The sequence below is a fragment of the Geodermatophilus chilensis genome, from assembly GCF_002802985.1.
Taxonomy (GTDB): Bacteria; Actinomycetota; Actinomycetes; order Mycobacteriales; family Geodermatophilaceae; genus Geodermatophilus; species Geodermatophilus chilensis.
The window spans coordinates 68,432-82,572 of record NZ_NVPT01000002.1 but is presented as its reverse complement, the minus strand read 5'-3'; the positions used below and the strand labels follow the sequence as shown (position 1 = coordinate 82,572).

Here is a 14,141-nt window from a genome sequence, read left to right as displayed (position 1 = left end):
GCCGGGATCGGCCAGTCCACCGTGACGTCCTGGGCCAGGTGACCGCGCCGCTGCGGCTCCGTGGGCGCAGAAGATTTTGGGACACGAGTGGGCGGCCGGATGTACCAGTCTGCCCGTGGCGGCCTGCAGCCCCGTGGCTCTCGTTCAGTGGGACGCGTTGCGCGATTGGCGGTGCGCGCCTGGAGGATTGGTACTGACAAGGTCTCGATCGAAGCGGCAGTCGGCATTGCGCGGCTGCCTCCCGGATGAAGGAGAGCGGCCGTGGGCATCTCGGACGACCGTTGGACTTGCCCCGACTGTTGCCGGACGTTCTTGGTCAGCGGACGGGTCGCGGACGCTAGCTTCCGAATCGCGGGTGTCCAAGCTCGTCACGCCATGGAGCACATCGCCGGGCACGGCGCGGCTGTCGGATCGGTGCTCGCTCGCTCCGGTTGATCGTTTTGTCGCCGCCGTGCACGTGTACGCGAGGGGCGACCTCGGCACTCGGCTCAGTTGGTTGCGGGCCTTGGAGGCCCTCATGCGGACGAGTCCCTCGGAGCGGCGAGAGGCTGTCAGGGGGCAACGCCTGCGAAGGGCTGCCCCTTGCAGCCGTCGGAGCTTGCCGCCTCCCGAGACGCCTCACCCAGGAGGGGCGTTGCCCAGAGGTGAGCCCGATCTGATCGGCCTCGTCATGCGGAGACGCGGCCCGGCCCCCTGCCGTGACACCGCGGGGCCGGCGGTCACGTAGCCGTGATGTCGGTGTCGTCCAGCAGCTGATCCCGGTCCAGCAGGTGGAGGAGCCCCGGGACAGCGGGGTTGCACTCGTCCTCCCGGGACACGGCCAGGATCACCGACTCCGCATCCGGGTCGTCGATCGGCACGTACCTGACGCCCGAGCTGCGCAAACTGCGCACGGACTCGGGGACGACGGCCACGCCGATGTCCGCGGCGACCAGGGCCAGCATGGTGGTGTACTGCAAGGCCACCTGCGCCGTCCGTGGCGAGAAGCCCGCTCGGCGACCCAGCGTCCACAACCGGTCCCAGGCCCGGGGCACCTGGTCCCGCGGCAGGGTCACGAACGGCTGGTCGCGGAGCTCAGCGAAGCGCAGCCTCCGTCGAGCACGGAGCGCGTGGCCGGCGGGCAGGGCCACGAGCAGTCCCTCGCGGAGGACCGGCTGGAGGCACAGACCCGGGACGGGCTCCAGGTCGCGCGCCAGGCCGACGTCGATCCGGCCCTCGACCAGCGCCGGGACCTGTGCCTCCGTGGTCATCTCCCGCAGGTCGAGCGTGACCTCGGGACGGAGCCGGCGATGAGCCGCAACGAGATCAGGCAGCACCGCCACCGCGACCGACGCGACGAACCCCAGTCGCACCTGGCCGGCCAGGCCACTGGCGGTGCGCCGGGCTGCGATCCGGCCCTCCTCGAGCTGCGCCAGCGTCGCGACCGCGTGGTCGAGAAAGCTCCGGCCGGCGGCGGTGAGTTCCACCCGCCGACTGGTCCGCTCCAGCAGCACCACCCCGACCTCGTCCTCCAGTTGACGGATCTGCCGGGAGAGGGATGGCTGGGCGACCAGCAGTCGCTCGGCGGCTCGCCCGAAGTGCAGTTCCTCCGCGACGGCAACGAAGTACGTGAGGTGTCGTAGCTCCATGAGATCCCTTCCTGGATCGATGCCTCCAGGCTATCGATTTGCGCAAGACAGGTCTTGGACGGCTCTCGATGCAGCTCCTACCTTCGATCTCGTGATCCCATTCACAACGGAACGAGGGCAGGACATGACAGACAGCCGACCGTGGGCCGCTCCCTTCGTCGGCGGGGCCTGGCTGGACAGCGGGCTGCCGAGTGTCGAGCGGGAGAACCCCGCCCGCTCGGATTCCGTCGTCGGGTCGTGGCTGGCGGCGGACGAGGCGACGGTCGAGCGCGCAGTCGGAGCAGCGGACGACGCCGGCCCGGCCTGGCGTCGTCGCCCCGCTCTCGAGCGGGGCCGCGTCCTCGTCCGAGCCGCCGAGCTCCTGGAGAGCCGCGTCGAGACGTTGGCCGAGCTGCTCACCCTGGAAGAGGGCAAGACGCTGGCGGAGTCGCGGATCGAGGTCGTGCGCTCGGCGGAGACGCTGCGCTACCACGGGCTGCAGGCCTGGCAGCCCGCCGGTGAGGTCTTCCACGGCTCCACCGCCGACGAGATCGTCCGTACCCACCGGGTGCCGGTCGGCGTCGTCGGCGTCATCACGCCGTGGAACTTCCCGCTCAACATCCCGGTGTGGAAGATCGCGCCCGCGCTGGTGCACGGCTGCACAGTCGTGTGGAAGCCGGCCTCGTACGCCGTGCTCATCGCCGCCGAGATGGTCCGCGCGCTGCTGGAGGCCGGACTTCCCGCGGGCGTGCTCCAGTTCGTGCCGGGCTCCGGTGCCCGGGGGCAGCAGATCGTCGAGGACCCCCGGGTCGCGGCGGTCACCTTCACCGGTTCGGAGGGGGTCGGTCGGCGCATCGCCTCCCTCGCCGCGGCGCGTGGTGCCAAGGCCCAGCTGGAGCTCGGTGGGCACAACCCCGCGGTCGTGTTCCCCGACGCCGACCTCGACCTGACAGTGCCGGCCCTGGTGACCAGCATCGCGAGCGGTAGTGGTCAGAAGTGCACGGCGGCCCGGCGCGTGCTCGTGCACGACGACGTCCGCGACGCGCTGCTGGAGCGGCTCGTGCCGGCGCTGGCGGACCTGCGCGTGGGGGACGGACTCGTCGACGGCGTGCAGGTCGGCCCGCTCGTGTCGCGGTCGGCAAGGGGCGAGGTGGAGACCGCCGTGTCGTCCGCGCTGGCCGAGGGCGCGGAGCTGCTGGCCGGCGGGCCGGGGGAGCGGGTCCCGGACGGCGGCTGGTTCGTGCGTCCCACGCTGCTGGCCTCGGACAAGCCGACGATCGGTATCGCCTGCGACGAGGTGTTCGGCCCGGTCTCGGTCGTCCTGCCGTTCTCGTCGGCGGACGAGGGCTTCCGGTTGGCCAACGACACCCGGTACGGGTTGTCGGCCGCGATCTTCACCGGTAGCGAGCGGCTCGCCCGCCGGGCCGCCGACGAGCTGGACGCCGGCCTGGTGAACGTCAACCAGTCGACGACCGGCTCGGAGCTGCACGTGCCCTTCGGCGGCATGAAGGCCTCCTCCGCGCCGGGCCCCAAGGAGCAGGGATCGGCGGCCCGGGACTTCTTCACCGAGACCAAGGCCGTCTACTCGACCGCCACCTACTGAGCTCCGCTCAGCACCTCCCGCACGAGTCCTCCCCTCCGCGCTCCACCCGACGCTCGACGAAGGACGAAGTCATGGCACGTGCTCGCTCTGCACGACGGACCGATCTGGCGGTGACCGGCGCCAGTGGGGGCATCCTCGGTGCTTTCGTGGTCGTCGCGGTCGCCGCCCCCGAGTTCACCGGACGCTGGATCGACGCCGCCTTCGCCGTCGCGACCAGGTGGTTCGGCCTCTACTGGCAGTTGCTGCTGCTGGCGACGTTCCTCGTCGCGGTCGTGCTGGCCGTCTCGCCGTGGGGCCGCGTCCGCCTCGGCGGTGGCGGCAGGCCCGAGTACGGCCGGTTCAAGTGGGTGGCGATGGTGATGTGCACCCTGCTGGCCGGTGGCGGCGTATTCTGGGCGGCCGCCGAGCCGATGTACCACTTCACCAGCACGCCGCCGTTCTTCGGGGATCTCGAGCCGGGCTCGGACGAGGCCGCCCGCGCCGCCCTCGCGCAGAGCTTCGTCCACTGGGGCTTCCTGGTGTGGGCCGTCCTCGGGACGCTGGGCGCGATCGTCATGATGCGCGGCGCCGAGAAGGGCCTGCCCCTGCGGCCCCGGACGCTGCTGTACCCCCTGCTGGGCGAGCGGGTCCGCACCTCCGTCGTCGGTGCAGTCGTCGACGTGGTCTGCATCGTCGCGGTCGTGGCCGGCACCGTCGGGCCGATCGGCTTCCTGGGCTTGCAGGTCTCCTCCGGGCTGTCGGACCTGTTCGGCGTCCCGGACACCTACGCCACCCAGCTCGTGGTCATCGTCGGGCTCACGGCGGTGGCGGTCGTGTCGGTGACGTCCGGCATCGACCGCGGGATCCAGTTCCTCAGCCGCCTCAACGTCGTCGGGGCGCTCGCCCTCATGGCCGCCGTGCTCGTCCTGGGTTCGATCAGTTTCGTAGTGATGAATTTCCTGGGTGGCTTCGGTGTGTACCTGCGGGACTTCGTGCCGTTGTCGCTCTACCAGGGGGACGCCGCCTGGGCCGGCGGGTGGACGATCTTCTTCTTCGGCTGGTTCCTCGGCTACGCCCCGCTGATGGCGATCTTCATCGCCCGCATCTCCCGGGGGCGGACCCTGCGCGAGCTGGTCGTCTGGACCGCCGTCGTGCCGCCGGTCGCCACGACGTTCTGGTTCACCGTCCTGGGCGGCACCGGCATCTGGCTGGAGCAGCAGGACCCCGGGGCGATCTCCGGCCCGCTCACCGAGGACGGGCTGCCCGGAGCGATCATCGCCATCGCGGGCAACCTGCCGCTGGGCGGCGTGCTGGCGGTCGGCTTCCTGCTGCTCACCGTGACGTTCGTGGCCACCACCACCGACTCGATGGCCTACAGCATCGCCGCTGCCGGAACCGACAGCGAGGAGCCTGCCCGGCAGGTCCGCGCCGGCTGGGCGGTGCTCCTCGGCCTGGCCGCGGCCGTGCTCATCTCGATCGGCGACGGCGGCATCACGGCCCTCCAGTCGTTCATCGTCGTGACCGCCGTCCCGGTCGGCCTGGTCATGCTGCCCATCCTGTGGGCGGCGCCGATGATCGCCCGGCAGATGGCGCACGAGCAGTTCCCCGGACGGGGGCGGTCCGGCGCTCCGGTGCCGACGCCGCGTGCGGACGCCGACCGGGAGGAACCCCCGGCAGGGGTGCCCGGCCGCTCCGCCACCGCCCTCCCGACCACGATCGCCGAGATCCCTCGGACGGAGCGCTGACCGGAGATGGCCACCGCGATGCTCACCCCACCCACCATCGACAGCCTCGCGGCCTGGCGCCGCCCGGCGGCCGAGGTCATGACCCCCGAGCGGCTGGGCGCAGCCCGGGCGACCCGGCACAGCTTCACCGCGTCGCTGCTGCGCCGCGCCGTCCGCCGGGGTTGGCGGGTCGCCGTCGAGCGGTGGGCGATCGACGCCGACGGCGTGGGGGAGGCGGTCTACCGCGTCGACGCCGAGGGCAGCACGCTGCGCTTCGTCGTCCTGTCGACCGTCATCGACGAGCGGGTGCGCACCGACCGGGTCGTCGCCTCCGGCTGGGACGTCACCGCCGCGCTGGTCGACGGCCCACTCGACCCCGCGCGACTGGAGCGGATCCGCGCCGAGGTGCCGCGCCAGGAGCAGGGCGTGGCCGATCCGGACACCCTCGTGTGGACCCGCGGCAATCGCAGCGCGCGCTTCTTCGACTACGTGGTCGAGTCCCTGGCCGCCGGCCGGCAGCCGTCCGCCGACCTCGTCGGCTCCTCGCCGTACGTGCTGCGCAGTACCGCGTACTACGGCAACGGGCGCTTCGGGATGGCCACCTACGAGGGGGTGCGGACCCGGCGGGCGGTCGCGGCCCCGTACCGGGCACAGATGCTGGCCGCCTGGCTCTTCCGCGAGTTCAGCTGCGACCTGGTCGAGCACATGGCGCGGTGCCGGAGCGTGGGCGCCGTCCGCCTGTTGCCGGCTTGGCGGAGCGGGCTGGGCATCGGCAACGCCACCGGGCTGGGCATGGTGCCGTACGTCATCAGCCATCCAGCGGTGCTCGACCGCTGGGTCGGCGTGCGGGAGACCGCACTCGCGCTAGCTCGTGCCACCGGCCCCGCCCGCGCCGTCGCCGGCATCCCGCGGCTGCAGGCACACCTGGATCGGGCGCTGGGCTGGTGTGCTGCCCGGGCCGACCGATCGTGCGCGCCGTTCCAGGACGCCGCGTCGCTGAGGGCCGAGTTGGCCCGGCTCCGCGCTCACCTGGACGGGGCACGGCACGGCGGCGGTTCCCCGCTGGACGACGTGTGGCGGTGGGGGGAGGACAACCTCGGCCTGGAGGCACAGGAGGTGCTGCTCGGGGCGCTCACCGACCTCGACGACACCTTCGACGAGCACGTCGACGACCTGCTGCACGTCGAGCGCTTCGAGCACAGCGCCGATCCCACCGCGGACGTCGGAAGCCTCCGGGCCGCGCTGCGCTCCTACGACTGGGTGTCCGACCTGATGGGCGCCGACGGCTCCGAGCACTGGTTCTGGTACTACGCCCGCGACAACGAGGAGCCGCGCCGCGGCGTCCGCGGCCGCGACGCCGGCGCCGACGTGGAGATGCCCGTCGACGTCGCCCGCAGCGTGGCCCGGCTGGCCGCGGCCGTGTCCGGTCGCCCGGACGGCCAGCCGGTGGGCGCGTTGCTCCTCGAGGCGCCGGAGCTGCGCTCGGTCGTCGCGCGCGTCCAGTCCTGCGCCGGGCTGCCGTACCCCGAGGTGCGCGACAACCTGCTCGCCCAGGACTTCCTGCCGCTGCAGCTGCAGCGCTTCCAGCTGGCCATGTACGGCGCGTGCGAGTACGTGCCCCAGTCGACCGACTGGGTCCGCGTCACGTTGATGAACGGCACGCCGCCGGCCGCGGCCCTCCGGCGGATGCGGCGCTACGACCACGACTTGTTCCCCTCTCTCCCCGGAGCCCCCGCATGAGCACCCCCTTCCCGGTCATCGACGGCATCGAGATCAACAACTGGGACCGGACGATGCTGGAACAGCTGCGCGACGGCGGCGTCAGCGGCGTCCACGCCACCGTCGCTGTGTGGGAGGACGCCCGGCGCACGCTGGACCGGCTGATCCGCTGGCAGCAGCTCTTCCGGGCGAACGCCGACCTCGTCCGCCCGGCCACCGGGGCGGCCGACATCCGCGCGGCGCACGAGGAGGGCCGTACCGCGGTGCTGCTCGGCTTCCAGAACACCGCGCCCCTGGAGGACGACCCCGGGCTGGTGGAGGTCTTCCACCGCCTCGGTGTCCGGATCGTGCAGCTCACCTACAACGTGCAGAACATGGCCGGCGGCTCCTGCTACGACCCCGAGGACGGCGGCCTGACCGCGTACGGGCGGGTGCTGCTGGAGGAGATGAACCGGGTCGGCATCCTCGTCGACTGCTCCCACGTCGGGGACCGGACGACCCGTGAGGCGATCGACGCGTCGGCCGGCCCGATCGCCATCACCCACGCGAACCCGCGGTGGTTCTGCGACTCGCCCCGCAACAAGCCCGACTCCGTCATCGAGGCGCTGACGCAGCGGGGCGGTGTCATCGGCGTGACGCTCTACCCGCACTTCATCGGCGGTCCGCAGACCGAGCTGGCCAGCTTCTGCGCCATGGTCGTCAAGCTCGCCGAGCAGGTCGGCCTCCAGCACGTCGCCGTCGGCAGCGACCTGGCCTGCGGCTGGAGCGACGAGGACCTGGTCCGCCTCCGGCACGGCAAGCTGAAGCTGGACCCGCCCGCGGCGCGGTGGCCGGAGTGGCAGCCGTGGTTCCGGAGCGCAGCCGACTTCCCCCGGCTGCAGGAGGGCCTCGCCGCGGCCGGGCTGTCCGACGCGGAGACGGCGGCCGTCCTGGGTGGCAACTGGCTGCAGCTGTACTCCGACGTCCTCGACCCGTCATGACCGCCGTGACCGTCCCCCCGGCCCCGGCCCCGTCCTCCGTCGGTATCTCCACGCGCCAGCTGCGCGACGTCGCGCTCAGAGCACTTCGTGCCCGCGGCGTGCCGTACGGGCCGGCGTCGGACGCGGCTGCAGGGGTGGAACGCATGGAGGTCGTCGCGCAGTGCGGCCTGTCGGCTCTGGTTGCGGTGCTCGGCCGCGAGCCTGCCACGCCCGCTTTCACCGTCAGCGCCGATGCAGCCGGGCAGCCGGCCGTCCCGGCGGATGCCAGCGGAGTGCTGCTCGCGCCGCCCGTGCGGGACCTGCTCGCCGCGGTCCCGCAGGAACTGGTGTTCCTTGCGCTGCACGAACCCTGGATGCTCGCCCCGGCGCTCGCCGACCACGGCCGTCGCACCGCCCGAACGCTGCGCCTGCAGTGGGACGGGCCGTCGGGGCCGGGCAGCTGCGTGGTGGCGGGCGGACGTCTCCACCTGGACGGTCGGCTCGCCGCTGCTCCGGTCCCGTGGCGTGGGCGCCTCGAGTTCACGGACGAGGTGAAGGAGCCGCCGGCCGGTCCGGGCCTGGGCGGCGACGAGGAGGCCGCTCTCCTGACGGCCGCCCGGCGGTCCGGCCTCGCCGTCGCAGCCGCCGACTGGGAGCTCGCCGTCGCCTCGGCCCGGAGGTTCCTGGTCGAGGACCTGCCGTAGTCGTGCCTGCAGTGCACGCTCTGTCAATTTCCGAGAGGACCCCGCATGACCGACCCCGCCGCCACCGGACGCCGACTCGTGACGCTGGACGGCGCGCCGCCCTCCGCGCCCTACAGCCCCGCCGTCGGGTTCGGGGACCTGGTGTGGACCAGCGGCCAGCTGCCCATCGACGCGGACGGCGGCACGCCAGCGGAGTTCGCCGACCAGGTCGAGCTCGCCATCGACAACCTCGAGGCGGTGCTCGCTGCCAGTGGCGCGAGCCTGGCGACGATCATCAAGGTCTCGGCCTTCGTCACCGACATCGGAGACCTGCCGGTCTTCAACGAGGTCTACCGCCGCCGGATCTCCACCACCGGAGCGCCCGCGCGGACGACGGTCCAGATCGCCGCGTTCCGCAGTGCCTCACGGATCGAGATCGACGCCGTCGCGCACGTCGTCCGGGACGTCATCCACTGACCCCGGCCGACGGCGCGCCCGGTCCGATCAGGAGGACCGGGCGCGCTCGCGCAGGTCGAGCTTGGAGATCTTCCCGGCTCCGTTCCGCGGCAGGTCGTCGGTCACGACGACCTCGCGCGGCACCTTGTAGTTGGCCATGCGCTCCCGGCACCACGCGATCAGCTCGTCCGGGGTGACCTCCGCACCGAGCCGCGGGATCACGAAGGCGCAACCGACCTCGCCCAGCCGCGGGTCGGGTACCCCGATGACTGCGGCCTGGGACACCGCCGGGTGCTGGGTCAGGAGGCGCTCGATCTCGGCCGGGTAGGCGTTGAACCCGCCGACGATGAACATGTCCTTGAGCCGGTCGGTGATGTGCAGGTAGCCGTTGTCGTCGAGATAGCCGACGTCTCCGGTGCACAGCCAGCCGTCCGGGTCGACCGCCTCCGCGGTCGCCTCGGGGTCGTCGAGGTAGCCGACCATCACGTTGGGGCCGCGGACGCAGATCTCCCCGGCGGTGCCGGCAGGCAGGGCCCGCCCGCCGGGCTCGCGGATCTCCACCTGCACCCCGGGCACCGGACGACCGCTGGTCTGCTCGACGACCTCGTCGGGATCGGTCAGCGAGCACATCGTCACCACGCCGCTGGACTCGGTGAGCCCGTAGGCGGTGATGATCTCGCGGAAACCGAGGTCGGCTCGCATGCGCCGGATCAGCTCGCCCGCGACAACGGACGCACCGGTGACCGCCAGCCGCAGCGACGACGTGTCCGTCCCCGGCCGGGCGGGGGAGTCCATCAGCATCGCGTAGACCGTGGGCGGCCCGGGCACCCAGGTGATCCGCTCGCGCTCGATCAGCGCGAGCGCCTCGGCTGGGTCGAAGGCGGGCATCGGGTGGATCGCCGCGCCGGCGAGCAGGCAGGCCAGAATCCCGGCCGCGTAGCCGAACGTGTGGAAGAACGGATTGGCCGCCAGCGCGCGGTCGTCCGGCCCGACGCCCAGCCCGGCGGTGTAGGAAGCGAACACCTCGAGCAACTGGCCCTGGCCGAGCATGGCTCCCTTGGGGCGCCCCGTCGTGCCCGAGGTGAAGAGGATCGCGCTGATCGCCTCCGGCCCGACCGCGGCGGCGATCCCGTCCGCGGCGACGAGGTCGGCGTCGGTGGCCGCACCGACGAGGTCGGACCAGCCGAGGGCTCCCGGTGTGGGTGCGTCCCCCAGTTCGACCAGCGTCCGCAGCGCGGGCAGACCGGGCGCACCGTCCGCGGAGCCGGCGCCGAGCATCCCGGCGTAGTTCAGCCCGAGGAAGCCGGTCTCGGTGAGCAGGGTCACCGCGCCCGTCCGGGACAGCAGGTCACGGGCCTCGTCGCCCTTGTAGCGGGTGTTGATCGGGACGACGGTCGCACCCAGGTACTGCACGGCGAGCGCCGCGGCGACCCACCGCTCCGAGTTCGGCGCCCAGATCGCCACCCGGTCGCCGGGACGCACCCCGCGGGACAGCAGCGCGCCCGCCGCCGTCCGCACGCGCTCGAGCAGCTGCGCGTAGGTCCAGCGCACGTCGCCGCACACGACGGCTTCGGCGCCGGGACGGGCAGCGGCCGTGCGGCGCAGCAGGGCCGCGACGGTGTCCGCGACGGGGGCGGGCATGGCACCTCCGGGAGACGGGGAGGCGATCACGGTAGGGCGGCGAGGCAGCCGCTCCGGGCCGGTCCCGCTGAGTGGGCGGGACCGTCGTCCGGGAGGCGGCAGCCGCCGATGATGCCGATCGCGCCCACTCACCGGTCGGGCCGGCGGCCGGTCCCGCCCGGCCTTCCTAGCGTCCGGACGACGGGGTGCCGAACCGTGCGGAAGGAGACCGGTGACCGACAAGCGGATGACCGAGGACGAGGTGGTGGCCGAGCTGCGCCCGGGCATGACCATCGGAATCGGCGGCTGGGGCTCGCGGCGCAAGCCGATGTCGCTGGTGCGGGCGATCCTGCGGTCGGACCTGCGCGACCTGACGATCGTGTCCTACGGCGGCCCCGACGTCGGCCTGCTGCTGGCCGCCGGCAAGGTAAAGCACCTGGTCTACGGGTTCGTCTCTCTCGATTCCATCCCGCTGGAGCCGCACTTCCGGGCGGCCCGCGAGAGTGGCGCGGTCACCGTCAGCGAGTGGGACGAGGGCATGCTCCAGTGGGGGCTGTACGCCGCGGCGTCCCGGCTGTCGTTCCTGCCGCTGCGCTCCGGGCTCGGCTCCGACGTCCCCGCCGTCAACCCCGACCTGAAGCTGGTCACCTCGCCCTACGCCGACGGGACCGAGTACCTCGCCGTCCCCGCGCTGAACCTGGACGCGGCGCTGGTGCATCTCAACCGCGCCGACGCCGCGGGCAACGCCCAGTACCTGGGTCCCGACGGCTACTTCGACGACCTGTTCTGCGGTGCTGCGGAGCGCGCCTACGTCTCCTGCGAGCGGATCGTGCCGACGACGGAGCTGACCGCCGCCGGGCCCGTCCAGTCGCTGCTGGTCCGGCGCTCGGACGTCCGCGGCGTCGTCGAGGCCCCGAACGGGGCGCACTTCACCACCTGCGAGCCCGACTACGGCCGAGACGAGGCCTTCCAGCGCGAGTATGCGCAGGCGGCCGCCGACCCTGAGGCCTGGGCCGCGTTCACCGCCCGCTTCCTGTCCGGCGACGAGGCCGCTTACCAGGCCGCGGTCGCGCAGTTCGCCACGCAGAGCCTGGAGGCCGTCCGATGAGCGTGCAGGAGGACGTGCGTCCCGAGGTGGACGCCGCGACCGTGACCCGCGCCGAGGTCTGCATCGCCGCCTGCGCCGACGCCTGGCGCGGGGACGGCGAGATCCTCGCCAGCCCGATGCTCACGGTCCCGACCATCGCCGCCCGCACCGCGCGGGCCACCTTCGAGCCCGACCTGCTGCTCTCCGACGGCGAGTCCAAGCTCATCGCCGGCACCTGGGCGATCGGTGAGACCCCGCCGGCCGACGCGGTGGAGGGGTACGTCCCGTTCCGGAGGATCTTCGACCTGCTCTGGTCGGGCAAGCGGCACGTGATGATGAGCCCGAGCCAGATCGATCGGTTCGGCAACGCCAACATCTCCGCCCTGGGTGACTTCGCGCGGCCCACCCGGCAGTTGCTCGGTGTGCGCGGCGCCCCCGGCAACACCGTCAACCACCCGACCAGCTACTGGGTGCCCCGCCACTCGACCCGCGTCTTCGTAGAGCGGGTCGACATGGTCGCCGGGGTCGGCTACGACCGCGCCCGCGCCGTGGGCGGCGACGTCGAGCGCGACCTCGACATCCGCCGGGTGGTCACGAACCTCGCCGTCCTGGACTTCGGCGGGCCCGACCACTGCGCGCGCCTGGTCTCGGTGCACCCCGGCGTCACGGTCGACGAGGTCGTCGCCACCACCGGCTTCGCCCTCGACATCCCGGTCGAGGTGCCCGTGAGCCGGCTGCCCACCGGCGAGGAGCTGCGCGTCATCCGCGAGGTCGTCGACCCGCGCGGGCTGCGGGAGAAGGAGGTGCGCGCGTGACCCACCCGCGGCTGCACACCCGGCTCACCGAGCTGACCGGCGTGCGCCACCCGATCGTGCAGACCGGCATGGGCTGGGTCTCCGGACCCGAGCTCACCGCGGCCACCGCCGCCGCCGGCGGCCTGGGCATCATCGCCAGCGCCACCCTGTCGCCGGAGGACATGCTGGCGGCGATCCGCGCGGTCAAGGAGAGCACCGACGCCCCGTTCGGCGTCAACGTCCGCGGCGACGCCCCCGACGCGCTGGACCGCGCCCGCACCCTGATCCGCGAGGGGGTGAGGGTCGCCTCCTTCGCGCTCGCGCCCAGGGCCGAGGTCATCGGCGTGCTCAAGGACGCTGGCGTCGTCGTCATCCCGTCGGTCGGAGCCCGCCGGCACGCGGAGAAGGTGCAGGCCATGGGCGCCGACGCGGTGCTCGTGCAGGGCGGCGAGGGCGGCGGGCACACCGGACAGGTCGCCACCACGCTGCTGCTGCCGCAGGTGGTCGACGCCGTCGACATCCCGGTGATCGCCGCCGGCGGCTTCTTCGACGGCCGCGGGCTGGTCGCGGCGCTGGCCTACGGCGCCGAGGGCATCGCGATGGGCACCCGCTTCCTGTTGACGTCGGACTCGACGGTGCCCGCGCAGGTGAAGCGGGCCTACCTGGACTCCGCCGTCGACGGCACCGTCGTCACCGACGCCATCGACGGTGTGCCGCAGCGGGTCCTGCGCACACCGATGGTCCAGCAGCTGACGGCCGGGCGGCGGCTGTCCCGGCTGCCGTCGTCCGTGCGCAGCGCCGTGGCGCTCAAGCGCGAGACCGGCGGCTCCTGGCCGGCGATCGTGCGCGAGGGCCTCGCGATGCGGAAGAGCCGCGGCCTGTCCTGGGACCAGGTCCTCATGGCCGCGAACACCCCGATGATGATCCGCACCGGCATGGTGGAGGGCCGCGTCGACGTCGGCAGCCTGGCCAGCGGCCAGGTCGCCGGCCTGATCGACGACCTGCCCAGCTGCGCGGAGCTCATCGACCGCATCGTCGCCCAGGCCTCCGAGGTGCTCGCCGGCCTGACCGCTCCCGCCCCGGAGGTGGCCGGTGTCTGAGCCTCGCGTGCCCACGCCGCCCGCCGGTCACGCCCTGCTCGACGGCAAGGCGGTGCTGATCACCGCGGCCGCCGGCACCGGCATCGGCTCGGCCACCGCCCGCCGCTGCCTGGAGGAGGGCGCCCGCGTCGCGATCAGCGACCGGCACGAGCGGCGCCTGGCCGAGACCGCCGAGCTGCTGACAAAGGAGTTCGACACCGACGTCCTCGCGATCCCGTGTGACGTCACCGACCAGGCGCAGGTGACCGCGCTGGTGGAGGGGACTCTCGACGCGTTCGGCGGTCTCGACGTCCTGGTCAACAACGCCGGGCTCGGCGGCACCGCGAGCATCCTGGAAATGACCGACGAGCAGTGGGCGTCCGTCCTCGACGTCACGCTCACCGGCACCTTCCGGATGACCCGCGAAGTGCTCCGGCACATGGCCGGCCGCGGCTCGGGCGTGATCGTGAACAACGCCTCCGTCATCGGCTGGCGCGCTCAGCCGGGGCAGGCGCACTACGCCGCGGCCAAGGCCGGCGTCATGGCGCTCACCCGCTGCACCGCGATGGACGTCGCCCGGCAGGGGGTCCGGGTCAACGCCGTCTCACCCAGCATCGCCATGCACCCGTTCCTGGCCAAGGTGACCAGCGACGAGCTGCTCGACCGGCTCAGCGACGGGGAGGCGTTCGGCCGCGCGGCCGAGCCCTGGGAGGTCGCAAACGTCATCGTCTTCCTGGCCAGCGACTACTCCACCTACATGACCGGCGAGGTCGTGTCCGTCAGCAGCCAGCACCCGTGAGCGGGCTCGCGAGCTCGCGCGATCGGCAGAGC

Annotated in this window: 12 protein-coding genes; 10 read left to right on the top strand and 2 right to left on the bottom strand. The window is 73.0% G+C overall.

Going from position 1 to position 14,141, the window contains the following annotated elements; genetic code table 11:
- Nucleotides 1-719: 719 nt before the first annotated feature.
- Entirely contained in the window at nucleotides 720-1,628 is a 909-nt protein-coding gene (locus CNO22_RS00840; RefSeq protein ID WP_100497458.1) for a LysR family transcriptional regulator, read from the bottom strand.
- A gap of 124 nt (nucleotides 1,629-1,752) precedes the next feature.
- Here CNO22_RS00840 and CNO22_RS00835 point away from each other — a divergent pair, with 124 nt between their 5' ends.
- The 6 genes from CNO22_RS00835 (at nucleotide 1,753) to CNO22_RS00810 (ending at nucleotide 8,751) form a co-directional block, all read left to right on the top strand.
- Nucleotides 1,753-3,210 (top strand): aldehyde dehydrogenase family protein, encoded by a 1,458-nt coding sequence (locus tag CNO22_RS00835; RefSeq protein WP_157936731.1) that lies wholly within the window; start codon nucleotides 1,753-1,755, stop codon nucleotides 3,208-3,210.
- A 110-nt stretch (nucleotides 3,211-3,320) separates the two neighbouring features.
- On the top strand, nucleotides 3,321-4,934 hold the full coding sequence (locus CNO22_RS00830) for a BCCT family transporter (RefSeq protein WP_198588018.1): 1,614 nt from the start codon (nucleotides 3,321-3,323) through the stop codon (nucleotides 4,932-4,934).
- A 6-nt stretch (nucleotides 4,935-4,940) separates the two neighbouring features.
- On the top strand, nucleotides 4,941-6,653 hold the full coding sequence (locus CNO22_RS00825; RefSeq protein WP_100497455.1) for a hypothetical protein: 1,713 nt from the start codon (nucleotides 4,941-4,943) through the stop codon (nucleotides 6,651-6,653).
- The gene (locus tag CNO22_RS00820; RefSeq protein WP_100497454.1) at nucleotides 6,650-7,612 is read left to right on the top strand and encodes a membrane dipeptidase; all 963 of its coding nucleotides are present in this window, start codon (nucleotides 6,650-6,652) and stop codon (nucleotides 7,610-7,612) included. The genes CNO22_RS00825 and CNO22_RS00820 overlap by 4 nt, the downstream gene beginning before the upstream one ends.
- A 5-nt stretch (nucleotides 7,613-7,617) precedes the next feature.
- On the top strand, nucleotides 7,618-8,295 hold the full coding sequence (locus CNO22_RS00815) for a hypothetical protein (RefSeq protein WP_157936730.1): 678 nt from the start codon (nucleotides 7,618-7,620) through the stop codon (nucleotides 8,293-8,295).
- 45 nt (nucleotides 8,296-8,340) lie between these two features.
- Complete coding sequence (locus CNO22_RS00810) at nucleotides 8,341-8,751, top strand: RidA family protein (RefSeq protein WP_100497452.1); 411 nt, start codon at nucleotides 8,341-8,343, stop codon at nucleotides 8,749-8,751.
- A 27-nt stretch (nucleotides 8,752-8,778) separates the two neighbouring features.
- Here the strand turns inward: CNO22_RS00810 and CNO22_RS00805 are convergent, their stop codons facing one another.
- Nucleotides 8,779-10,371 carry an AMP-binding protein gene (locus tag CNO22_RS00805; protein ID WP_100497451.1) on the bottom strand — a complete coding sequence of 531 codons (1,593 nt, stop codon included), beginning with the start codon at nucleotides 10,369-10,371 and terminating at the stop codon, nucleotides 8,779-8,781.
- Nucleotides 10,372-10,582: 211 nt separating this feature from the next.
- Between CNO22_RS00805 and CNO22_RS00800 the strand changes: the two genes are divergently transcribed.
- The 4 genes from CNO22_RS00800 to CNO22_RS00785 are packed head-to-tail and all read left to right on the top strand — an operon-like array spanning nucleotide 10,583 to nucleotide 14,109.
- Nucleotides 10,583-11,458 (top strand): CoA transferase subunit A, encoded by an 876-nt coding sequence (locus tag CNO22_RS00800; RefSeq protein WP_232806697.1) that lies wholly within the window; start codon nucleotides 10,583-10,585, stop codon nucleotides 11,456-11,458.
- Nucleotides 11,455-12,252, top strand: a complete 798-nt coding sequence (locus tag CNO22_RS00795; RefSeq protein WP_100497450.1) for a CoA-transferase subunit beta — start codon at nucleotides 11,455-11,457, stop codon at nucleotides 12,250-12,252. Before CNO22_RS00800 ends, CNO22_RS00795 begins: the two co-directional genes overlap by 4 nt.
- Nucleotides 12,249-13,331, top strand: a complete 1,083-nt coding sequence (locus CNO22_RS00790) for an NAD(P)H-dependent flavin oxidoreductase (protein ID WP_100497449.1) — start codon at nucleotides 12,249-12,251, stop codon at nucleotides 13,329-13,331. Before CNO22_RS00795 ends, CNO22_RS00790 begins: the two co-directional genes overlap by 4 nt.
- Nucleotides 13,324-14,109 carry an SDR family oxidoreductase gene (locus CNO22_RS00785; protein ID WP_100497448.1) on the top strand — a complete coding sequence of 262 codons (786 nt, stop codon included), beginning with the start codon at nucleotides 13,324-13,326 and terminating at the stop codon, nucleotides 14,107-14,109. Before CNO22_RS00790 ends, CNO22_RS00785 begins: the two co-directional genes overlap by 8 nt.
- Nucleotides 14,110-14,141 lie beyond the last annotated feature (32 nt).